Annotated in this window: 21 protein-coding genes; 11 read left to right on the top strand and 10 right to left on the bottom strand. The window is 72.1% G+C overall.

Translation table 11 applies throughout. From position 1 onward, the window contains the following. Positions 1 to 9 precede the first annotated feature (9 nt). Positions 10 to 747 carry an enoyl-CoA hydratase family protein gene (locus AB0H64_RS22150; RefSeq protein ID WP_357627346.1) on the bottom strand — a complete coding sequence of 246 codons (738 nt, stop codon included), beginning with the start codon at positions 745 to 747 and terminating at the stop codon, positions 10 to 12. A gap of 60 nt (positions 748 to 807) precedes the next feature. On the opposite strand from AB0H64_RS22150, the gene AB0H64_RS22155 reads away from it, so the two are divergent. Continuing rightward, positions 808 to 1,623 carry an SDR family oxidoreductase gene (locus AB0H64_RS22155; RefSeq protein WP_357627349.1) on the top strand — a complete coding sequence of 272 codons (816 nt, stop codon included), beginning with the start codon at positions 808 to 810 and terminating at the stop codon, positions 1,621 to 1,623. 7 nt (positions 1,624 to 1,630) lie between these two features. Here the strand turns inward: AB0H64_RS22155 and AB0H64_RS22160 are convergent, their stop codons facing one another. Further along, a complete protein-coding gene (locus AB0H64_RS22160; RefSeq protein ID WP_357627351.1) occupies positions 1,631 to 2,419 on the bottom strand; it encodes an NIPSNAP family protein in 789 nt (262 codons plus the stop codon). A 163-nt stretch (positions 2,420 to 2,582) separates the two neighbouring features. Here AB0H64_RS22160 and AB0H64_RS22165 point away from each other — a divergent pair, with 163 nt between their 5' ends. From AB0H64_RS22165 to AB0H64_RS22185, 5 genes are all read left to right on the top strand, one after another. After that, entirely contained in the window at positions 2,583 to 2,837 is a 255-nt protein-coding gene (locus tag AB0H64_RS22165) for a hypothetical protein (RefSeq protein ID WP_357627353.1), read from the top strand. Between the two features lie 380 nt (positions 2,838 to 3,217). After that, positions 3,218 to 3,490, top strand: coding sequence for a hypothetical protein (locus tag AB0H64_RS22170; protein ID WP_357627355.1), 273 nt, complete (start codon positions 3,218 to 3,220; stop codon positions 3,488 to 3,490). Positions 3,491 to 3,736: 246 nt separating this feature from the next. Continuing rightward, positions 3,737 to 4,552: a hypothetical protein gene (locus AB0H64_RS22175; protein ID WP_357627357.1), complete on the top strand. Its 816-nt coding sequence runs from the start codon at positions 3,737 to 3,739 to the stop codon at positions 4,550 to 4,552. A gap of 437 nt (positions 4,553 to 4,989) precedes the next feature. After that, complete coding sequence (locus AB0H64_RS22180) at positions 4,990 to 6,180, top strand: tetratricopeptide repeat protein (RefSeq protein ID WP_357627360.1); 1,191 nt, start codon at positions 4,990 to 4,992, stop codon at positions 6,178 to 6,180. A 39-nt stretch (positions 6,181 to 6,219) separates the two neighbouring features. Then, a complete protein-coding gene (locus tag AB0H64_RS22185; RefSeq protein ID WP_357627363.1) occupies positions 6,220 to 7,077 on the top strand; it encodes a hypothetical protein in 858 nt (285 codons plus the stop codon). Positions 7,078 to 7,081: 4 nt separating this feature from the next. Here AB0H64_RS22185 and AB0H64_RS22190 read toward each other — a convergent pair whose 3' ends face one another. The 6 genes from AB0H64_RS22190 to AB0H64_RS22215 all read right to left on the bottom strand — a co-directional run bounded on the left by AB0H64_RS22190 (position 7,082) and on the right by AB0H64_RS22215 (position 12,330). After that, positions 7,082 to 8,377, bottom strand: coding sequence for a DUF2252 domain-containing protein (locus AB0H64_RS22190; RefSeq protein ID WP_357627365.1), 1,296 nt, complete (start codon positions 8,375 to 8,377; stop codon positions 7,082 to 7,084). A 61-nt stretch (positions 8,378 to 8,438) separates the two neighbouring features. After that, positions 8,439 to 9,437 (bottom strand): hypothetical protein, encoded by a 999-nt coding sequence (locus AB0H64_RS22195; RefSeq protein ID WP_357627366.1) that lies wholly within the window; start codon positions 9,435 to 9,437, stop codon positions 8,439 to 8,441. Further along, positions 9,434 to 9,871: a PadR family transcriptional regulator gene (locus AB0H64_RS22200; protein ID WP_357627369.1), complete on the bottom strand. Its 438-nt coding sequence runs from the start codon at positions 9,869 to 9,871 to the stop codon at positions 9,434 to 9,436. Before AB0H64_RS22200 ends, AB0H64_RS22195 begins: the two co-directional genes overlap by 4 nt. A 38-nt stretch (positions 9,872 to 9,909) precedes the next feature. Then, positions 9,910 to 10,683, bottom strand: coding sequence for an SDR family oxidoreductase (locus AB0H64_RS22205; protein ID WP_357627372.1), 774 nt, complete (start codon positions 10,681 to 10,683; stop codon positions 9,910 to 9,912). A gap of 11 nt (positions 10,684 to 10,694) precedes the next feature. Then, the gene (locus AB0H64_RS22210) at positions 10,695 to 11,822 is read right to left on the bottom strand and encodes an acyl-CoA dehydrogenase family protein (protein ID WP_357627375.1); all 1,128 of its coding nucleotides are present in this window, start codon (positions 11,820 to 11,822) and stop codon (positions 10,695 to 10,697) included. Further along, positions 11,809 to 12,330: a flavin reductase family protein gene (locus tag AB0H64_RS22215; protein WP_357627532.1), complete on the bottom strand. Its 522-nt coding sequence runs from the start codon at positions 12,328 to 12,330 to the stop codon at positions 11,809 to 11,811. Before AB0H64_RS22215 ends, AB0H64_RS22210 begins: the two co-directional genes overlap by 14 nt. 241 nt (positions 12,331 to 12,571) lie before the next feature. On the opposite strand from AB0H64_RS22215, the gene AB0H64_RS22220 reads away from it, so the two are divergent. The 5 genes from AB0H64_RS22220 (at position 12,572) to AB0H64_RS22240 (ending at position 17,004) form a co-directional block, all read left to right on the top strand. Then, entirely contained in the window at positions 12,572 to 13,741 is a 1,170-nt protein-coding gene (locus AB0H64_RS22220; protein WP_357627377.1) for an acetyl-CoA acetyltransferase, read from the top strand. 4 nt (positions 13,742 to 13,745) lie between these two features. After that, a complete protein-coding gene (locus AB0H64_RS22225; protein ID WP_357627380.1) occupies positions 13,746 to 14,174 on the top strand; it encodes a zinc ribbon domain-containing protein in 429 nt (142 codons plus the stop codon). 479 nt (positions 14,175 to 14,653) lie between these two features. Further along, positions 14,654 to 15,376, top strand: a complete 723-nt coding sequence (locus tag AB0H64_RS22230; protein WP_357627535.1) for a GntR family transcriptional regulator — start codon at positions 14,654 to 14,656, stop codon at positions 15,374 to 15,376. A 210-nt stretch (positions 15,377 to 15,586) separates the two neighbouring features. After that, positions 15,587 to 16,234 (top strand): GNAT family N-acetyltransferase, encoded by a 648-nt coding sequence (locus AB0H64_RS22235; RefSeq protein WP_357627383.1) that lies wholly within the window; start codon positions 15,587 to 15,589, stop codon positions 16,232 to 16,234. Between the two features lie 89 nt (positions 16,235 to 16,323). Next, a complete protein-coding gene (locus AB0H64_RS22240; protein ID WP_357627385.1) occupies positions 16,324 to 17,004 on the top strand; it encodes a copper homeostasis protein CutC in 681 nt (226 codons plus the stop codon). A 41-nt stretch (positions 17,005 to 17,045) separates the two neighbouring features. Here AB0H64_RS22240 and AB0H64_RS22245 read toward each other — a convergent pair whose 3' ends face one another. Both AB0H64_RS22245 and AB0H64_RS22250 read right to left on the bottom strand, forming a co-directional pair. Next, complete coding sequence (locus tag AB0H64_RS22245) at positions 17,046 to 18,248, bottom strand: aldolase (RefSeq protein WP_357627388.1); 1,203 nt, start codon at positions 18,246 to 18,248, stop codon at positions 17,046 to 17,048. 47 nt (positions 18,249 to 18,295) lie between these two features. Further along, positions 18,296 to 19,609 carry an FAD-dependent oxidoreductase gene (locus AB0H64_RS22250; protein ID WP_357627391.1) on the bottom strand — a complete coding sequence of 438 codons (1,314 nt, stop codon included), beginning with the start codon at positions 19,607 to 19,609 and terminating at the stop codon, positions 18,296 to 18,298. Positions 19,610 to 19,682: the final 73 nt, after the last annotated feature.

The following is a 19,682-nucleotide window of genomic DNA, read 5'->3' on the forward strand; positions in this document are numbered from 1 at the left end:
CGCCGGTGCTCATGAGCCCTCCACGAAGCGGTGGCGGTGCTCGTCGCCCTTGCCGACGAGGTTCAGCTCGAACGTGAAGCCCTGCTCGAACCGGTAGCTCCGCTTGACGTCCACGGGGTCGATGCCGTTCAGCGACTCCTTCGCCAGCCGGATCACGTACGGGTCCTTGTCGGCGATCCGCCCGGCCACCTCCAGCGCGGCCTCCCGCAGCGCCTCGCGCGGCACCACGTCCAGCACCGAGCCGAACGACAGCAGCTCGGCGGCCGTCACGTTGCGGCACGTGTAGACCATGGCCCGCATGAGGTGCGGCGGCACGAGCCGCGACAGGTGCGTCGCCGCCCCGAGCGCCCCGCGGTCCACCTCGGGCAGCCCGAAGTAGGCGTCGTCGGAGGCCACGACGACGTCCGCGTTGCCGGCCAGCCCGATGCCGCCGCCCAGGCAGAACCCGTGGACCGCGGCCACCACCGGCACGGCGCAGTCGTAGACGGCGGCGAAGGCGGCGTGGCAGCCCCGGTTCGCCCCGACGAGCGCCCGATGGCCGTCGGTGGACTGCATCTCCTTGATGTCCACGCCCGCATTGAACCCGCGCCCCTCGGCGCGCAGCACCACCACCCGGGTCGCGAGGTCCTGCCCCGCCTGCCGGACGGCGTCCGCCAGGTCGTGCCAGTGCCGGACGGCGAGGGCGTTGACCGGCGGGACCTCCATGACGACCTCGGCGATCGGGCCGGCGCGCAGCGTGATTCCCATCCCGCTCCCAGGGTGTGTACGCTTGCTTTGTCCTAGCGCTTGCTTGGTACGGTAGCACTCGTGACGGTGACTTACGACTACGCGGGCAAGGTCGTCCTCGTGACGGGAGGGACCAAGGGGATCGGCGCCGGCATCGCCCGCGCGTTCTTGGAGGCGGGCGCCACGGTCGTGACCTGCGCCCGCACCCCACCCGCGGCGGACGGGCCGACCCGTGGGCCGGTCGGCGGCCCGGCCGGTCAGGGAGAGGCGGGCGGCGCGTCTGTCGGGGCGGCCGAGGGGGTGCGGTTCGTGCGGGCCGACGTCCGCGACCCGGACGACGTCGCCCGCCTCCTCTCCGGGCTCGACCGGCTCGACGTCGTCGTCAACAACGCGGGCGGCTCCCCGTACGCGCCACTGGACGGCACCTCGCCCCGCCTGCACGCCCGGGTCATCGAGCTCAACCTGACGGCGCCGCTGCTGGTCTCGCAGCAGGCGTACCCGCTGCTCAAGGCGTCGGACGGGGCCGTCATCATGATCGGCAGCGCGAGCGGCACCCGCCCCTCACCCGGCACCTCCGCGTACGGGGCCGCCAAGGCCGGCCTGCACCACCTGGCGCGCTGCCTGGCGGCGGAGTGGGCGCCGGAGGTGCGGGTCAACTCGGTGGTGGTGGGACTCGCCGCCACGGAGAACGCGGAGGAGCACTACGCGGGCGGGCACGAGGCCGTGGCCGCCACGGTCCCGGCGGGCCGCATGGCCACACCGGAGGACGTGGCCCGGGTGTGCCTGTGGCTCGGCAGCCCGGGGTACGTCACGGGCGCGGCGATCCAGGTCCACGGAGGCGGCGAAACCCCGGCCTGGCGCCACGCCACCTCCGGCGGCACTGGGTCAAGAACCTGACCGCCGGTCAGCGGAGGACGGAGCGGGCGGCGGGGGAGAGACGGAAGCGCTGCGGCGTCCCCGCGACCTGTCCTTCCAGGAGGACAGCCTCCACCTCCAGCGCCTCATGAGGCTTGCCCGCGTCCTCGTCCCGCTCGAACCGGGCGAACCACACGAAGACGTTCTCACCGGTCCGGACGGGCAGTGCCGGATAGGTGTTGACCGCGTGCTCTGTCTCGAAGCACGCGATCGGCGGCATCCCGGCCCCGGCAAGCGCGGGCGCGACCCGCTCGGCGAAGAAGGCGGCGAATCCCGCGACGCCCTCCGGCACGTGGTGCACGGTAGCGACGTAGACGGCCCCGGGAAGCCCGGACTCGGGAAGCCTGGACTCGGAGAGTGCGCCCGACTCGGAAAGTGCACCGGACTCGGGAAGGCCGGCTGACCCGACGAGCGGGAAAGCCGTGCCCGGGAACGGGTCGTCCGCCGGGAAGGGGGAGTCGTCCTGGGCAGACAGCCCCGTCGGCACGGGATGCAGGAGCAACACGTCGTCGGAGTCGATCATCGTGGCGTTGGCCGCCGTGCGATGGGCCTTCCAGACGGGGCCGCCGTAGAACGCGGCCAAGGCCACCCGGCGAGCCTCCATGTCCGGAAACTTCCGCAGCCAGCAGAAGACGTCCGGTGAGTCCAGATCCCGGAAGTGCCCCGCCAGGCCGATGCCCGCCGCCTCCTGTGACTCGACGAACTCCCGCTCGAACAGCTCGATCAGCGTGTCGCGCCGCCCGGGATGCAGGGTGTAGCGCCGCAGTTCGTAAATCATGCGGGCACGCTAACCCGGAGTCACTGACACCTTCCGTCAGTGAACTCCAGCAATACCCGAGCAAAGTTCTGATCACTCTATGCTATGGATCAGTAACGCAACGTTATAGGATCGGTCTCAGTCTGACCGCCCGCCCACTCACCGGCGAAGGAGCCGAACCATAGTGATCAAGAGCCTGAGCGCTGTCTGCGTCACGGGGGTGACCGCCGCACTCACCTTGCTGGCCACCCCCGCGAGCGCCGACACCTGGACGGACAACTGGAGCCGCAACACCGGCTCCTCGCAGTCCGGCAACACCTTCGGTGACGTCGGCGCGTCCAACCAGGGCTGGGGCCGCTCCACCAACGTCAACAACGTCAACGGCATCGCGACGACGGCGTCCAACGGCAGCACCGTCGTCACCTACGTTTTCTACTGAACCAGCGTCTTCTCCTGAACCAGTTTCGCCCGTCCCGAATCCGACCCCATCCCGTCCGACCGCGTCCACATCCGCCACGCTGCCTGCCGCTCCCTTCCCGGCAGGCCGCTCGGCGCCTGCCGCTCCCTCCCTGGCAGGCGCAGTCCACCGCGACTCCCACCAGGGGTCGCAAGCTCTGACGGGTGGCGAGCCGTGTCGCAGGCTGCCCGTGCCGCGGGTGGCCGCGCCCTTCCGCCGTTGCTTCGTACCGTCGGGTGGCTGTGCCGTTCGGTGCGTTGCCTCGCCCGGCCAGGGGGCGGCCGCTCCGTCGGATGGAGTTCATTCGGTCGGCTGCCCAACCCCCCGAACCCCCGTACCCCCGAACCTTGAAGGAGATCCCCATGAAGAAGCTCTGCGCCACCGGTCTGGTCGTCGCCGCTGTCGGCACCGCCTTCGCCGCGGTCGCCGGTCCGGCCGCCGCCCCCGCGTTCGCGGACACCGCCATCTCCGACTCCAGCTCCAACCGCGAGTCCTCCCAGTCCGGCAACATGTTCGGGAACATCGTGGCCCAGAACCGCGGCACCGGCTCCTCCACCAACGTCACCTCGGTGAACGCCAACACCGCCACCGCCGCCCGCCGCAGCGGCGCGGCCCTGAGCAACCGCGTCGACTAGGAGCTGTCTCATCATCGGTGCGCACCCGTGACACCCCACGGCACCCGCGGCACCTGACACTCCATGAGGCGACCTGCGGTGGGCACTGCGGGAAACCAGAAACAGGCGGCGGCGGTGGGGCGGCTCCCGGGCCACGTCAGGCGGTGGCCGTGGCGAGGCGGACCCCCGTCCGTGACGGCCCCGGGAGGTGGGACCCCTCACCGCCCCGGGCCTGCCGGGTGGCCGGTCGTACGTAGCATCGTCGCCGTGACTACCTGTGCCTATGTGACATTTGACGACAAAGACGGCCACGACGACGAGCGTGACATCGTGCTGGCCGCCTGGCGGGAGGAGGGCATCGACGGGTGTGCCGAGCGCTGGGACGACCCCGCGGCCGACTGGGCCGCGTACGACGCCGTCGTGGTGCGGTCCGTGTGGGACTACGTCGGCCGCCGGGGCGAGTTCCTGGACTGGGCCCGGCGGGTCGAGGGCCACTCAAGGCTGCTCAATCCCGCCTCCGTGCTGGCCGGCAACACCGACAAGACCTACCTCCGCGACCTCGGGCTCCCCGTCGTGCCCACGCACTGGTCGTCGGAGGGCCTGCCCGAGTGGGACGAGTACGTCGTCAGGCCCGCGATCTCGGCGGGCGCACGCGACACGATCCGGACCACCGGCCGCGCCGAGGCCGTCGCGCACGCCGCGTGGCTGGAGGCGTCCGGCCGCACGCCCATGGTGCAGCCCTACCTCGACATGGTCGAGACCGAGGGCGAGACCTCGCTGCTGTACTTCAACCGCCGCTTCAGCCACGCCGTCCGCCGCACTCCCATGCTCACCCTGGGGAAGTCGGGCGCCGACCACGTGCGGGCACAGCTCCGCGCACCAGCCCCGGACCAGGTCGAACTCGCCGAGAAGGTGCTTGCGATCATCCCCCAAGCCCTTCTGTACGCGCGGATCGACCTGGTCCGGCTGCCCGACGGGACGCCGGTGGTGATCGAGCTGGAGCTCACCGAGCCGTACCTGTTCCTGCGGTACGAGCCGCAGGCGCCCCGCAACCTGGCCAGGGCCCTGCGCGAGCTGCTCTAGCTGTCTCTGTGCACGAAGCCTTTCCAGGCGATAGAAGCCAACAGAGCCGCCCAGGTGGCCAACACGAGTAGCCCAGCGACTGGGTGGAGTGCGGACAACCGCTCGGTGAGCGCCTCCAAGTAGTTCGGGAACGGCGCTCTCACGCAGGATCCGGCCGAGCCACCGATGACGTGTTCGCGCCGCCGGCCGATCTCCACCGTGTTCGAGCGGATCACTCATCACTTCATCGTGGCCGACTGCCGGGCATCACCGCACCTGGTTTGCCAACCGCCTTTCCCCCCGCGGTCTTCGATGGTCGGGGCGATCATCCCAGCCTGGCGGGAGGGCGCCCCATGACCGCGCGCGAAATACCGACAAATCACTACCCGACGAATTTAGCCGGTCACTATTTGGAATCACCGCTTGGCACGGTGGGACGGACCGCTCGAGAATGAGGCATGCGAGAAGCGGATACCGCGGACACGACCCCTTTATCGGAGCCATCAGAAAAACCGGATCAGGATGCCCGAATAGCCTACGAGCAAGCGAGCGCATTGCGTCGCCAGGGACGGCCGCAGGAAGCGCTGACGCTCCTGGAAGGCATCCTCCGCCGCGACCCGGAGCACACCGCCGCGCGCTATGCGCTCGTCGTGTGCCTGACCGATCTGGGACGCACCGCCGACGCCGTCCCCCACCTGCACCGCGTGCTGGCCGCCGTACCCGAGCACTACGAGGCGGCCTACCGGCTGGGCCGGATCCTGCAGGCGGCAGGAGATCGAGCCGGAGCCGCGGACGCCTACCGGCGCGTCCTGGACTTCGCCGAGTTCTCGGACGCACGGGCGAGACTGGGTCAGTGCGAGCAGCCCTCGGGCACCGCTTCCGGCGACTCCGCTGACCTGAGCCACACCTTCCCCTCGAGCGAGGAGGTTCCGCCACCGCTGCGCGCCCGAGTCGACGGCCGCCACGCCGTTGACCGCGGCGAGCTGAAGAACGCCCTCCGGCTCCAGGCAAGGCACCTCGCCCCCGCCATGCTCAGCAAGGCTCTCCTGGCCACGGTCGCCGCGGTCCTGCTGGTGGCGGCGCTGGCCGGCGAGCTGCCCAGTGTGGCGATCTTCATTGTCGCCGGCGTCCTGTTCGGGGTGCCCCGAGTCGCGGGGGCTGCGGCGCTGCTCGTCGCCGTGGCCGGGTTCGCCACCGGATACTTCCGCCCGCCGGCGCAGATCGTCTGGGACAACCTCGAGGACGCGCTGGCGTCGCCGTCCCTGGACGCGCCGCTGTCCGTCTGCGGCACCACCTTCATCCTGATCATCCTCGTCATCGGGATTCCGGGCGCCCTCCTGAATTCCCGGATCAATGGATCAGACGTCTACGAATACGGCGTCGAGATAAGGAGAGGACTTATCCGGCGTACCGTCCAATTCATCTGGTATTACCAGATCGTTGAGGCGCCCAGCTATCTGCGCACCCTCGGCAGCTACTTCACGCACACGGCGTCGCTGGGAATTCGCTACAACGACAACGGGGCGTCGTCCGTCACCCAGATCGAAATGTCCGGTGTCGGAACTCCTGCACTGGTCAAGAAGGTCGGCCGCTACCTCGAATCCCGCATCCCCGCCGAACGCCTGCCCATCCGGGGGCCGTGGACCTGACATCTGGCCTCCCCCTCAGACCCGAACGGAGTGGCGACGATGGCTTCGACCTCTGACAAGCACGCGCCGGCCGAACACGAGCCGGCCGACCATCCCGACAAGATGCCGATGGGGCAGGAGCACGCGCCGCACACCGCATCGCAAACCCTTGCCGACCACCAAGCAGTCGGACACTACTCCCCGCCCTTCACCGCGACCGAGCACTCGGCCGCCCACGCCCCACACCACGCCGCCCTGGCACCGCACCACGAAGCGAGCCTTCCGCAGGAATCCGCACCCGACTCCACGCCCGCACCCGCGACGTCCACGTCACCCACGCCGGCCACCGGCGGCACCCCCGAGCCGCCGATCCCCTTCGACGCGAGCGCTCCCGGGATCTGGCAGGCCAAGGCGCACCCCACGCACACCGGGCTGGACGGCGGCGTACCCGCGGACGCGATGAGCCAGTCAGGAAACGGACAGAGCGCATTGGACCAACTCCAGGGACAGATCGGCGTCGACAACTCGCCGTCGTTCACATCCCCACCCCCAAAGTCACCCGAGGGTCCAGGTTCCAGTGACTCCCACACCACCCCCGCGCACAAGCCGACGCTCTCCACCGAGCACGGCCAAGACCTCCAGCCGGGGGCGGGCGACGCCTTCCCCTTGCAGGGGCCTTCGACGGGAACGCTGCCAGGCACGGATTTCGGCGACCCCCACCTCGGCGGCACCGGCCATCACACCGGCGACGGCACGCCCCACGGCCACCTGCCGGGCACGGACTTCGGTGGGCAGAGCGCCGGCGACCTGCCGGACACCGACCTCGCCCTCGGCCCCCACCACCCGGGCAGCGGTCCCGGCATGGATCACGCCTTCGACCACCACGCGGACATGGGTCCGCCCCCGGCCATCGCCTAGGCGGTCACACCCCGGGGAGGCGGCCGTTGCGGAAGAGGTCGACGAAGGTCTGGTGGTCGGCCCGCGCCTGGATCCCGTACCGGTGGGCGAAGTCCACCAGCATGCCGATGAAGCCGGGCCGGTCGTCGCCCACCACCGCCACGATCGACTCCTCGGTGGAGAAGTCCACCAGGTCGTGGCTGGACTCGTCGTCGGCCACGGCGTGCATGCGCGCCACCGCCCGCCCGAGATCCCGCATGATCGAGTCCAGCTCGGCCGGCTCGTTGACGTCGTCCCAGTCGAGGTCGGCCGAGTACGGCGAGACCTCGGCCACGAGCTGCCCCACGCCGCCGAGCGTGGTGTAGCCGAGCCACGGGTCCGCGTACGCCTGCAGCGCCCGCTGCGACTCGGCGGTCCGGTGCCCCTGGTGCAGGAAGTAGCCGGTCACCTTCTCGTCGGTGATGTACCTGGCCACGGCCGGCACCTGCGCCTGCTTCATGTAGAGGATGACGTCGTTCTCCAGCGCCTGCGAGCGGCCCTCCAGCAGCATGTTGTACGAGGGCAGCCCGGCCGAGCCGATGCCCACGCCCTTGCGCAGCGCCACGTCCTTGATGACGTGCTCGACGGAGGTCGTCTGCTCGGGCAGCGTGGTCAGGTAGTCCTCGAACGCGGCCAGCACGGCCGCCCGGGTCTCGGGCCCGACGGCCTCCCGCCCCTCCATGATCGCGAAGCGCCGGTCGTAGTCGTCGATGACGGTCTCGACGTCGAGCATCGCCACCCGCGTCCGCAGCCGCGCCGTCTGGAGCACCCGGTGCAGCACGCCGGTGGTGGTGCCGAGCGTCAGCGACCCGATCGCGTCGTCGCCGCCGTGCGCGATGGCGGTCAGCTCGTCCAGGTAGGCGGTGCCGAAGCCGCTCACGAGCGAGCTGATCACCTCGTCGGACAGCGCCTTGGCGTACCCGATGAGGGCCACGCTGGCGGCGAAGCGCTTGAGGTCCCAGGTGTAGGGCCCGACGTACGCCTCGTCGAAGTCGTTGACGTTGAAGACGAGCACGCCGGAGGCGTTCATGTAGGTGCCGAAGTTCTCGGCGTGCAGGTCACCGTGGATCCACACCCGGCTGGTGGGCTCGTCGAGGAAGGCGTCGTCGGCGAACTCGCCGGTGAGGTCGGCGTAGAACAGGCTCGCGCTGCCCCGGTAGAAGGCGAACGGCGAGGCGGCCATCTTGCGGAACTTGCGCCGGAACGCGGCCGGTTCGCGTTTGATCGACTCGCCGAACTCGGCCACGAGAACGTCGAGCAGGAAGGAGGAGCGGGTAGCCATACACGGGACAGTAGGACGTGGCCGCCCCTTCAGCCTAGATTGGCGGGGCCGATGTGGCCGGTCAGGCAGCCGGTCCGCGCTTCGCCCGCCGCGCCGGGGGCAGCAACCGCGTCCCCGTGACGACCAGTGGCACGATCACCACCGCCAGCACGCCGCACAGCACCGCGGCGGGCCCCCACACCATCTCGGCGCCCGGCACCGGCCAGGCCATGGGCAGGCGCCACGCCAGCAGCAGCGTCCCCGCCGCGGCCAGGGCGAGGCGTACCGAGGGGGCCGCCCCCCGGCGCAGGGCGGCGACACCCGCTGCGGCACACGCCACGGTCGCGAACGTTTCGGGATAGAACAGGGACCACAGGGCCAGGAGCGCTTCGGACGCCGAGGTCCACGGCAGCGGCGCCCACGGCAGCAGCGCTGAGGGCAGCGCGACGGCCACCGGCAGCAGGAGGAGACGCCACGGGCGGACGGTCGCCGGTGCCTCGGTGTGGAAGCCCGCCAGCAGGGCGAGCACCGGCACCGACGCCACGAGCGCGGCGGGCGGCGCGGCCCAGGAGAGCTGGACGGCCGGCCCGGCGCCGATCAGCAGGAGCGAGACCGCTCCCGCCACGACTGCCGCGACCTTGGCGGGACCGGCGAAGCCGCGCATGACGGCCGCGAACGCGACGACCCAGAGCGCATCCGCCACCGCCGGGAACGGCGAGGTGGCGCCGGCGGGGGCGGGAAGGTGCGCGGCAGCCGAGGCTGCCGGCCACACGAGGCCGTGAACGCCCAGCATCGCCTGGAAGCCCAGGCCGAGCAGCGCGACGAGTCTGACGGCCTCGCCCCAGGCGACGGACCGCGGACCGGCGCCCGCCCCGCCGAGCCGGACCCGCACCGCCAGCGCGACCACGCTGGCGACCTCGTCCCAGCGCGGTCGCGGGTTGCGCTCGTCCGGCACCTCGCCGGACATCTCCATGAACGCCGCCACCATCTCGTCCTCCCGCTCCACCCGGTAGGGGCCGGGCAGGATGCGCAGGACGAATCGGTAGCGCCGCTCCAGCAGCACCGGGTCGGGCTCGGTCACGCGACACCTCCAGCGGCCGCCGCGCGCGCGGCGAGAGCGGTCAGGGACGAACGGGCGAGCACCGCCAGGGCGGTGGCCGGCCGCGGGGTGGGGGAGGGGGCGGCGGAGGGCCGGCTGGACGTCCCGCGGGCGCGCAGCCGGGCCGTCGCGGCCTCGGCGTTGGCCGCCAGCCGGGCGGCCTCGTCGGCGAGGGTCCGGGCGCCGTCGTCCGTCAGCCGGTAGTAGCGGCGCAGCCGCCCCCGCTGGACCTCCTCGCGGTCGAGCTCCACCAGCCCGTCGGCGGCGAGCCGGTCGAGCACCCCGTACAGCGAGCCGATCTTGAGCTGGACCCTTCCCTCCGACAGCCGGTCGACCTCCTGGACGATCCCGTAGCCATGCCGGGGCTCGTCCACCAGCGCGGTGAGCGCGAGGAACATGGGCTCCGTTATGTTCACGTCCCCACTATATCTTGTCAGGCAAGATATAAGGAGTCTCAGGGGTGCTGGGAAGACACGGAGACGACCTCGCCCGTCATGTACGACGCGTAGTCGCTGGCCAGGAAGACGATGACGTTGGCCACCTCCCACGGCTCGGCCGAGCGTCCGAACGCCTCCCGCGCCGCCAGCTCCGCCAGCACCTCCTCGCTCGTCACCTTCGCCAGGAACGGGTGGACGGCCAGCGACGGCGCCACCGCGTTCACCCGGACGCCGTGCTCGGCGACCTCCATCGCGACGCACCGGGTCAGCGCCATGACCCCGGCCTTGGCCGCCGCGTAGTGCGCCTGGCCGCGCTGGGCCCGCCAGCCGACGACCGAGGCGTTGTTCACGATCGTCCCGGACCCCTGCGGGACCATCCGGCGCAGGGCGGCCCTGGTGCAGCGCATGGTGCCGTGCAGGGTCACGTCGATGACCGCGTGCCACTGCTCGTCCGTCATCGCGGCCAGCTCGGCCGTGCCGCCCAGCCCGGCGTTGTTGACGAGCACGTCCAGCCGCCCGTGCCGCTGCGCCACCGCCTCGAACAGCGCCGCCACCTGGTCCTCCGACGTCACGTCGCACGGCACGGCCAGCGGCTTGACGCCGGTCAGCTCCGCCAGCGCCTCGGCGGCCTCGCCCAGGCGCCGCTCGTGCCGGTCGGACAGGACGACGGTGGCGCCCTCCTCGGCGCAGCGCCGCGCGGTCGCGTAGCCGATGCCCGCCCCCGCCGCGGCGGTGACGAGCGTGACCTTGCCGTCGAGCAGACCGTGTCCGCGCGGGTATGCCGGTGCCATCGTGGTGCCCCTCACTGCCGGGGCAGCCCCAGCGTCCGTTCGGCGATGATGTTGCGCTGGATCTCGCTGGACCCGGCGTAGATGGTGTCCGCCCGGCTGAACAGGTAGAGCCGTTGCAGGTCGTCCAGCTCGCCGTCGCGGGCGACGAGCCCCGCCCGGCCCTGGACGGCCTGGGCCAGCTCGCCGAGCCTGCGGTGCCACTCCGACCAGTAGAGCTTGCCGATGGACGCCTCCGGCCCCGGGTCGGGCCGCATCGTGCGCAGCGCGTTCAGCCGCATGATCCGCAGCTCCAGCCAGGCCCTGACCAGCCGGTCGCGCAGCACCGGGTCCTCGGCCGCCCCGGTGCGCCGGGCCGTCTCGATCACCTTGGCCAGCTCCCGCCGGAACCCGATCTGCTGCCCCAGCGTGGACGCGCCCCGTTCGTGGGCCAGCGTGGCCATCGCCACCCGCCAGCCGTCGCCGGGGGCGCCGACGACGTTGGCGGCGTCGGTGGTCGCGCCGTCGAAGAACACCTCGTTGAACTCCGACGTGCCGGTCATCTGGACGATCGGCCGCACCTCGACGCCGGGCTGCCGCATCGGCACCAGCAGGTACGACAGCCCCCGGTGGCGCTCCGAGCCCGGCTCGGTACGGCAGAGCACGAAGCACCAGTCGGCCACGTGCGCCAGCGACGTCCACACCTTCTGCCCGGTCACCACCCACCGGCCGCTGTCCAGGCGCGCCCGGGTCCGCACCCCGGCCAAGTCGGAGCCCGCGTCCGGCTCGGAGTAGCCCTGGCACCACAGCTCCTCGCCGCGCTGGATGGGAGGGAGGAACCGGGCCTTCTGCTCGTCCGTGCCGAGCTGGAGGATGGTCGGGCCGAGCAGTCCCTCGCCGATGTGGCCCACGCGGGCGGGGGCGTCGGCGCGGGCGTACTCCTCGTGGAAGGCGACCTGGTCGGCCAGGGAGGCGTCGCGGCCGCCGTACCGTGCGGGCCATGCCAGGCAGGTCCAGCCCGCCTTGCCGAGGTGGCGCTCCCAGGCCAGCCGGATCTCGTGCCCCTCGTGCTCGCGGCCGGGTCCGCCCAGCCCGCGCGCGCCGGCGAACTCGCCGGTGAGGTTGTCCTCCAGCCAGGCCCGCGCCTCCTCACGCAGGCTCAACGAAGCCCCCGTAGCCGCCGCGGAAGAACACCAGCGGCCCGCCCTCCGCGTGGACGTCGAGCTGGAGCACCCGCGCGACCACGATCATGTGGTCGCCGGCGGGGTGCTCGGCCTCCACCGCGCAGTCGATCCAGGCCAGCGCCCCGTCCAGCACGGGGTTGCCGCCGGGCGAGCCGGTCCACTTCAGCCCCGCGAACTTGTCGCCGCCCTTGGCCGCCATCTGGGCGCACACCGGCTGCTGGTGCTCGGCCAGCACGTTCACGGTGAGCGCCTCGGCCTCGCGCACGCGCGGCCAGCTCGTGCTGGTGTGCGCGACGCAGAACGCCACGAGCGGGGGGTCGAGCGACACCGACGTGAACGAGTTGGCCGCCAGGCCGCACGGCGTGCCGGTCGCCGGGTCGAGCGCGGTGATCGCCACCACGCCGGTGGCGAATCGCCCGAGCACCTGCCGGAACCGTAAGGCGTCGAGGTGACCGTTCGCGCTCTGGGGGATAGGGCCGTTCGGCATGGCGGCTCCGTGGAGGGTCCTGCGCTGGTAGGGCGTGGGACGGCCGGCACAACCGTCCGGCGTGACCAGCCGGGCAGCGTGTGTGCTCATGTGGGCCTCCTTTGTCCGCCCGGTCGAGTGTATCTCACCAAGCGCTTGCTTGGACGGTAGGCGCGAGGCGGAAAGCCTGTCAAGCGGTGCGGTGGCGACCGTCCACCCTGTCACGTTGACACGTCCGGAGCGTGCGGCCTAGCGTGGGTTGATGCCCAAGCGCTTGCTCGATTTCCGGGATCGTACGGCCGTCGCGGGCGTGGGCTACACGCCGTTCAGCAAGGACTCGGGTGTCAGCACCCTGACCCTGGCCTGCCGCGCGGTCCTGGCCGCGCTGGACGACGCCGGGCTCACCGCGGACGACGTCGACGGCCTGGCCACCCACCGCGTCGGCGACTCCGCGGCCCCCACCCTCGTCGGGCCCGCGCTCGGCATCCGCGACCTGAGCTGGCACCTCGACCAGTTCGGCGGCGGCAGCGTCTCCCACGCCGTCGTCGCCCAGGCCGCGCTCGCCGTGGCCGCGGGCATGGCCGAGACCGTCGTCTGCTACCGCGCCATCAACGCCCGCTCGGAGTTCCGCATGGGCGGCACCGGCCGCGGGCTGCCGCCGGGCCCCGAGGTGCAGTACCAGGCGCCGTACGGTTACTTCGCGCCGCCGCAGCAGTACGCGATGTACGCCCGCGCGCACATGCTCAGGTACGGCACCACGGCCGAGCACTTCGGCCGGTTGGCGGTCACCCAGCGCGCCAACGCCGTGAAGAACCCCCGCGCCCTCATGCGCACCCCGATCACGCTCGACGACTACCTGGCCAGCCGGTGGATCGCCGAGCCGTTCCGGCTGCTCGACTGCTGTCTGGAGACCGACGGCGCCTGCGCGCTGGTCGTCACCACCGCCGAGCGGGCGCGCGACCTGCGCCGGCCGCCGGTGCTCGTCTCGGCCGCCGCCTGGGGCGGCGGGGAGAGCCATCTGTCGGGCGGGCGCGCCGACCCCACCACCACGGCCGCCGCCGCCCTCGCCCCCCGCCTGTACGGCCAGGCCGGCCTCGGTCCGCGGGACGTCGACGTGGCCGAGATCTACGACTGCTTCACCTACTCCGTGCTCGTCCAGCTGGAGGACTACGGGTTCTGCCCCAAGGGGGAGGGCGGCCCGTACGTCGCCTCGGGCGCCACGGCCCTGGACGGGACGCTGCCGGTCAACACCCACGGCGGCTTCCTGTCGGAGGGCTACGTCCACGGCGTCAACCACATCGCCGAGGCCGTCTCCCAGCTCCGCGGCGACGCGGGGGACCGCCAGGTGCCGGGCGCGGAGGTGGCTCTGTCCACGGCCCAGCCCGGGTACATCCTGTCGGCGACCTCCGCCTTGATCCTCAGGAAGGGCTGATCGCATGGCCGGTGGCGAGCGTCCGGTGTTCCAGGTGGCGACGGACCGCGACTCGGCCCCGTGGTGGGAGCGGGCGGGGCGGGGGGAGTTCGCGGTGCAGCGGTGCGAGGCGTGCGGCACCGCGCGCTTCCCGGCCAGGGCGTTCTGTCCGGCCTGCCGCGCCGAGCGGTGGCGCTGGGAGGCGGTCGACCCGGAGGGGACCGTGGAGAGCTGGATCGTCAGCCATCAGGCGTTCGGCGGGCGGGCCGGGGACCCGTACGTGGTGGTCATGGTGCGCCCGGCGGCGGTGCCCGACTGCCTGCTGTACGGCGGATGGCGGGCGTCGCGGGAGCCCGTGGGCGGCGAGCGGGTCAGGGGCGTGTTCACGGCGGGGGAACTCACGCTCGTGGACTGGGAGCCCATCGGGGAGCGAGCGTCACAGAAAGACGGGTGACACGCGGAACGCGCGTCCTGGCGGGCGTGGGGGACCCGCCAGGACGCGCTTCCAGCCCCATGCGCGGCGACGCCAGGACTCCGGCGAGGGTTGGAGTCCTAGATCGATGGTTCGCGCACGGAGACGGTGGGGGAGTGCGAGGACTCCGGGTGCCGGCAACGCTCGGTCGACCTGGTCGGTACGGGACTGCCATTCCGGGTGTTCGTGCAGGTAAGACCGAACGTATGGCGACGCACCGCGTAACGCAGTAAACGTGGTGCATCGTCTGGGTCTTGCCAGGGCAGGTATGGCGTACCCGCGTGGACCGGCAACACTGGCCCTCACCCCCTCCCCGGCCTTTCGATGGATTTGTACCAACGAATGGATGATGCGGCTGCGGGGGCCCTTTGGTCAAGGGGTTGTGGCCTGCTAGAACCAGATCGTCTAAATTGTTGGCACAATAAGGGGTGAAAGTGGCAAGGTCGGTGCTGTACCAGCAGGTGGCTTCCGAACTACGGAAGGCCATCTACTCCGGTGTACTCGGTCCCGGAGCGCAGCTGCCGACTGAGGCCCAGCTCATGGAGGACCATGGGGTGAGCCGCAACACCGTCCGGCTGGCCCTGGGGGAGCTGGTCAACGAGGGGCTGGTCACACGGACGCCCCGCCGCGGCACGATCGTCCGGGACCGCAGGCCGCTGCTCATCTATCCGCAGCGAGAGCTGGAGCCACAACCCAGCGGGGAGCTGCGTGAGGCGTTCGCCTTCGCCGTCACCCAGGAGGGCCGGGCGCCCAGCCAGCTCATCGAGGTGCTGACCGTCACGCCCGTCGAGGAGATCGCCAGCCGGTTGGAGCTGGCCGACGGGGAGCTCGCCGTGGTGCGCCGGCGGCTCCGTTTCGTCGACGGGCAGCCGTACAACACCAACGACTCGTACTTCCCCCGGGATTTGGTGGCCAACTCGGAAATCGCCAGGCCGGGAGACATCGCGCGAGGGGCGAACCGGGTTCTGGAGGAGCTCGGGCATGAACAAGTTCGCGTGATTGACGACATTTGGGCGCGAATGCCCAACCAAGAAGAAGCTGAGAGGCTTCAATTGGAACTGGGCACGCCAGTTGTCGTGTATGTCCGAGTTGGTTACGACAGGGCTGATACGCCGGTGCGCGTCGCGGTCTCGGTGCTACCCGCGGACAAGCACTTGATCAGATACGAGCTCGACAGCCGCTAGCCGAGCTCGGTTGGGGGTGATCCCGCCGGCGGCCCGCCGCGAGTAATCCGGCCTCGCAGGGCTAGGGGAGTTGTGCATACTCCCTAAAACCCAATTTATGCGTGTATATGCGTACATATCGCCTTTAAGTCACCCTAGCCGAGTCTGTGCGCCGCTGCGCCATCACTCACAGTAGTGACTCGGACACCCAACGCATCGAAAGGGCGAACCATGCACTCCATCACTGCCTTCGGCACCTTCTCCGGCACTTCGGGCACCGGGACCGCGACCCTCCTGCACCCGCTGGCACTGCGCCGCGCGGACCGTTCCGACCTCCAGGGCATCCTCACCCTGCTCGCCGACACCGCCGAATGGCTGCACTCCAAGGGCGTGAGCCAGTGGCCGCGGGGCGGCTTCGGCCCCGAGCGGATCGAGCCGCTGATCGAGGAGCGGGTGCTGTACCTGCTGGACGACGAGCTGCGCTACCTCGACCCCGACGAGGACGTCCCCCCGGTCGCCACCATCGCCCTGGACGGCCACGCGGACCCGGAGTTCTGGGCGCCCGCCGACGACCCCGGCGCGGCGCTGTACGTCCACAAGCTGGCCGTGGCCAGGCCCTGGGCCGGCACGGGTCTGGGCGACGCGCTGCTGGACTGGGCCGGGGACACGGCCCGCGCCACGGGGCGCCGCTGGCTCCGGCTCGACTGCGCCAAGCGCAACCAGGGGCTCCAGGACTACTACCGGCGGCGCGGCTTCCAGCATGTCCGTACGGTGGACCTCCCGCATCGCGCCTCGGGCGCCCTCTTCCAGCGCCCGGCCGAGAGCGCCATGGTCGCCGCCTTCCGCGACCTCACCCTCCCTGAGCTCATCGGCGCCTGACGGCCGCCGGCCCGCGGACCAGCCAGGACGTAACGGGCGTTTGGGGCTTCGCCTGCGGAAAGGGGTAGAGCACCCGATAACCTCTCCTCATGACCGGATCCCTCCTTGAGGTGATCGCGCTCGACGTGCGCGACGCCGTGGCCGCGGAGCAGGGCGGCGCCGACCGCGTGGAGGTCGTGGCCGACATGGCGGCCGACGGGCTCACACCCGCGCCGGAGACGGTCGCCGCCATCGCCGCCGAGTGCCCGCTGCCCCAGATGGTCATGCTGCGCTGCGACGCCACGTTCACGGCCGGGCAGGACGTGCTCGACCGGCTGCGGCGCGACGCCAAGGAGCTGGCCCAGGCCGGTGCGGCGGGGTTCGTCTTCGGGTTCCTCGATGGGGCGGGCGCCGTGGACCTGGCCGCCACCGAGGCGCTCATCCACGCCGTCTCGCCGCTGCCCTGGACGTTCCACCGGGCGGTCGACCACGCGGCCGACGTCCTGGCCGCCTGGCGCGCCGTGCGGCTCCTGCCGAACCTGGCGACCGTCCTGACCGCCGGCGGGCCCACCGGTGTGGCGGACGGGCTGCCGGTGCTCAAGACCCGCGCCGAGGCCGGCGACGGGTCGATCATCCTGGCCGGCGGCGGGCTGCGGCCACCGCACGTGCCGGCCCTGCTCGACTACGGGGTGCGCGCCTTCCACGTCGGCTCCGCCGTACGGGAGAGCTGGTCGAACCCCGTGGACCGGCGGCTGGTCCAGCAGTGGCGCGCCCTCGTCGACCGCGACTGAGCGGCCGGGCACCGGCCTCAGTCACGGACTCGGTCCCGGCCTCAGCCGGGGTCGGACAGGGCGGCGTCCGCGCGTGACAGGGCCGCCACGAGCGGCCTGATCGTGGCGGGCTCGTCCATGACCCCGCCGTCCGCCGCCCGCCCGTCCTCCCAGGCCCGTACCCGTTCGCGGTACGCGTCGTACGTCGCCAGATGGAAGGCGTACACCGCGGCGAACCGGCTCACGAGGTGCGAGGGGTGCATGTCCCAGCCCTGGTGGTACCCGTGGCGCAGCGAGTGCCGCACGAGCTCCGCGTGCCGCCGCCACAGCCCGCGCACGTCAGCGGCCGACTCCGAGGCGGGCGAGGCCGCCAGCGACCCGTCCGACAGCTCCACCCCCGTACCCGCGAACGCGGTCTGCACGACGTGCCGCGCGTGGTCGCAGGCCGGGTGGTCGAGCCGCTGCTCCCGCGGCGGCAGGCCGATCGCCGCCGTGTAGTCGAACACCCCGAAGTGCGCGGCGGCGAGCCTGCCCCCCAGCGTCTCGGCGAGGTCGCCCCGCAGGAACGCCAGCGTCTGCGGCGCCTCCACCTGCATCTCGAAGCGCAGCCGCACCTCCACGCCGTCACCGAGCCCGCGCTCCAGTCCGCGTTCGAGCCGCCCCAGCAGGTCGGCGAACTCCACGAGGTACTCCTCCATGAGCACCTTGGGGAAGGTCACCACGAAGCCGGGCGGCAGCTCGCCGCAGCGCGCCGCCACCTCGGTGAGGAAGCCGTCGAGCGTCCGCGCCGAGCGCGCCGGGTCGCCGTCGGCGAACGACTTGACCCGCAGCCCCCACCGCCGCGGCAGCGTCCCCGCGGCCCGCAGCTCCGCGACCGCCTCGGCGGCCCGCACGGCGTGCGCGTCCTCCTCCTCGCCGGGCCGCACCCCGTAGCCGTCCTCGAAGTCGATCCGCAGGTCCTCGACGGGCTCGCGGCCGAGCTTGCGCAGCACCCGCTCGTGTACGGCCGGCGCCAGCCCCTCCGGCACGCCGAACACGTCCGCGACCTCGGCGGGACCGGCCAGCCGCGCCCGCGCCAGCGCCAGGGCCCGCCCGCCCCAGTCCGCGACGGTGCCGGCGGCGAACCGGTCGGCGGGCACGTACACCGTGTGCACCGGCTGCCATCCGGGACGCCACTCAGGGGAGGCACCCGGATAGCGGGCCCGCTGGGCGCGGAAGGCGTCCTCGAACGAGGACAGCGGCACGTCCCCCATGGTCACACGCATGCCCTGCACCCTAGCCCGCCGCAGGACGGCGGGTTCAGGGCCGGGGTTCAGGGTCGGGGCTCAGGGCGGAAGGCGCGCAGCATGGCCTCCAGGCCGGCCAGCTTGACGCGCTCGCCGCGGCCCAGCGTGCGGGCCAGCTCGGCCTCGGCCGCCTCGACGGCCAGCCATTCCTCGTAGGTGACGGGCCGCACCCCGCGCTCGGCCAGCAGCGTGTCGAGATCCGTCTTCAACTCGGGCCCGCGGCCCGCGAGGTCGGCCAGCAGCGTGCGGACCGTCTCGGCCGCGTCGGACTTGTTCGTGCCGATCACGCCCGTCGGGCCGCGCTTGAGCCAGCCGGCGACGTACTCGCGCTCGCGCACCCGCCCGGCCTCGTTCGGCACGGTCATCGTCTCGTAGGAGAACGGCACGTCCGGCAGGGGCACGCTCTGGTAGCCGACGGACCGCAGCACCATCCCCACCGGCAGCGTCTCGAACTCGCCGGTGCCCTCCACGCGCCCCTCGGGGCTCAGCCGGGTGCGTTCGAGCCGCAGCCCCTCGACCCGCTCGCTGCCGATGATCTCCACCGGGCGCAGCCAGAACCGCACGTCGAGCCGGCGCGGCCGGCCGGCCGGCTTCCGCTCCGACCACGAGCGCAGCACCTCGATGTTGCCCCGCACCTGGCGCGGGAAGTCGCCGCCGAGCACGACGGCCTCCTCCGGCCGCACGCACACGTCGGCGTTGGCCAGCTCCCCGAGCTCCCGCAGCTCCTTGAGGGTGAACTTGGCGTGCTCCGGCCCCCGCCGGCCGATCATGTGGATGGCCTTGACCTGGCTGGCGCCCAGGCGTTCGAGCACCCCGTGCGGCACGTCGGTCGCGCTCAGCTCGTCGGCCGTCTTGGCCAGGATCCGCACCACGTCCACGGCCACGTTGCCGACGCCGATGACCGCCACCTCGGAGCTGTCGAGGACGAACCGGCCGGCGTCCACGTCGGGGTGGCCGCAGTACCAGTTGACGAAGTCGGTGGCCGCCACGCTGCCCGGCAGGTCCTCGCCCGGGATGCCGAGCCGCCGGTCCACCATGGCGCCCGTGGCGTACACGACGGCGTCGTAGGCGCTCAGCAGGTCGCTCACGGACACGTCCGCGCCGAGCGTCACGCCGCCGAGGAAGCGCACCTGCGGCAGCTCCAGCACCCGCCGCAGGTAGCCGGCGATGGACTTGATCGAGGTGTGGTCGGGCGCGACGCCGTACCTGACCAGCCCGTACGGCGTGGGCAGGCGTTCGAGCACGTCGATCTCGACCGGCTCCGACGACTGCTTGACCAGGGCCTCGGCCGTGTAGATCCCGGCGGGACCCGATCCGATGACCGCCACGCGCAACGCCACGTCGCCTCCCTGCGACGGCGACTCCTCGGCACGGGCCAGGCGTCCGGCCGGGATCACCGTCTCGTGGCGATTG

Source organism: Nonomuraea sp. NPDC050733, from assembly GCF_040654215.1.
Classification (GTDB): domain Bacteria; phylum Actinomycetota; class Actinomycetes; order Streptosporangiales; family Streptosporangiaceae; genus Nonomuraea.

What these genes read in the sequence shown, in the direction of transcription:
- AB0H64_RS22150 (WP_357627346.1), bottom strand. Translation starts at nt 747, where the DNA reads ATGGGAATCACGCTGCGCGCCGGCCCGATCGCCGAGGTCGTCATGGAG.
- AB0H64_RS22160 (WP_357627351.1), bottom strand. Translation starts at nt 2,419, where the DNA reads ATGATTTACGAACTGCGGCGCTACACCCTGCATCCCGGGCGGCGCGAC.
- AB0H64_RS22170 (WP_357627355.1), top strand. Translation starts at nt 3,218, where the DNA reads ATGAAGAAGCTCTGCGCCACCGGTCTGGTCGTCGCCGCTGTCGGCACC.
- AB0H64_RS22180 (WP_357627360.1), top strand. Translation starts at nt 4,990, where the DNA reads ATGCGAGAAGCGGATACCGCGGACACGACCCCTTTATCGGAGCCATCA.
- AB0H64_RS22185 (WP_357627363.1), top strand. Translation starts at nt 6,220, where the DNA reads ATGGCTTCGACCTCTGACAAGCACGCGCCGGCCGAACACGAGCCGGCC.
- AB0H64_RS22190 (WP_357627365.1), bottom strand. Translation starts at nt 8,377, where the DNA reads ATGGCTACCCGCTCCTCCTTCCTGCTCGACGTTCTCGTGGCCGAGTTC.
- AB0H64_RS22205 (WP_357627372.1), bottom strand. Translation starts at nt 10,683, where the DNA reads ATGGCACCGGCATACCCGCGCGGACACGGTCTGCTCGACGGCAAGGTC.
- AB0H64_RS22215 (WP_357627532.1), bottom strand. Translation starts at nt 12,330, where the DNA reads ATGCCGAACGGCCCTATCCCCCAGAGCGCGAACGGTCACCTCGACGCC.
- AB0H64_RS22220 (WP_357627377.1), top strand. Translation starts at nt 12,572, where the DNA reads ATGCCCAAGCGCTTGCTCGATTTCCGGGATCGTACGGCCGTCGCGGGC.
- AB0H64_RS22225 (WP_357627380.1), top strand. Translation starts at nt 13,746, where the DNA reads ATGGCCGGTGGCGAGCGTCCGGTGTTCCAGGTGGCGACGGACCGCGAC.
- AB0H64_RS22235 (WP_357627383.1), top strand. Translation starts at nt 15,587, where the DNA reads ATGCACTCCATCACTGCCTTCGGCACCTTCTCCGGCACTTCGGGCACC.
- AB0H64_RS22240 (WP_357627385.1), top strand. Translation starts at nt 16,324, where the DNA reads ATGACCGGATCCCTCCTTGAGGTGATCGCGCTCGACGTGCGCGACGCC.
- AB0H64_RS22245 (WP_357627388.1), bottom strand. Translation starts at nt 18,248, where the DNA reads ATGCGTGTGACCATGGGGGACGTGCCGCTGTCCTCGTTCGAGGACGCC.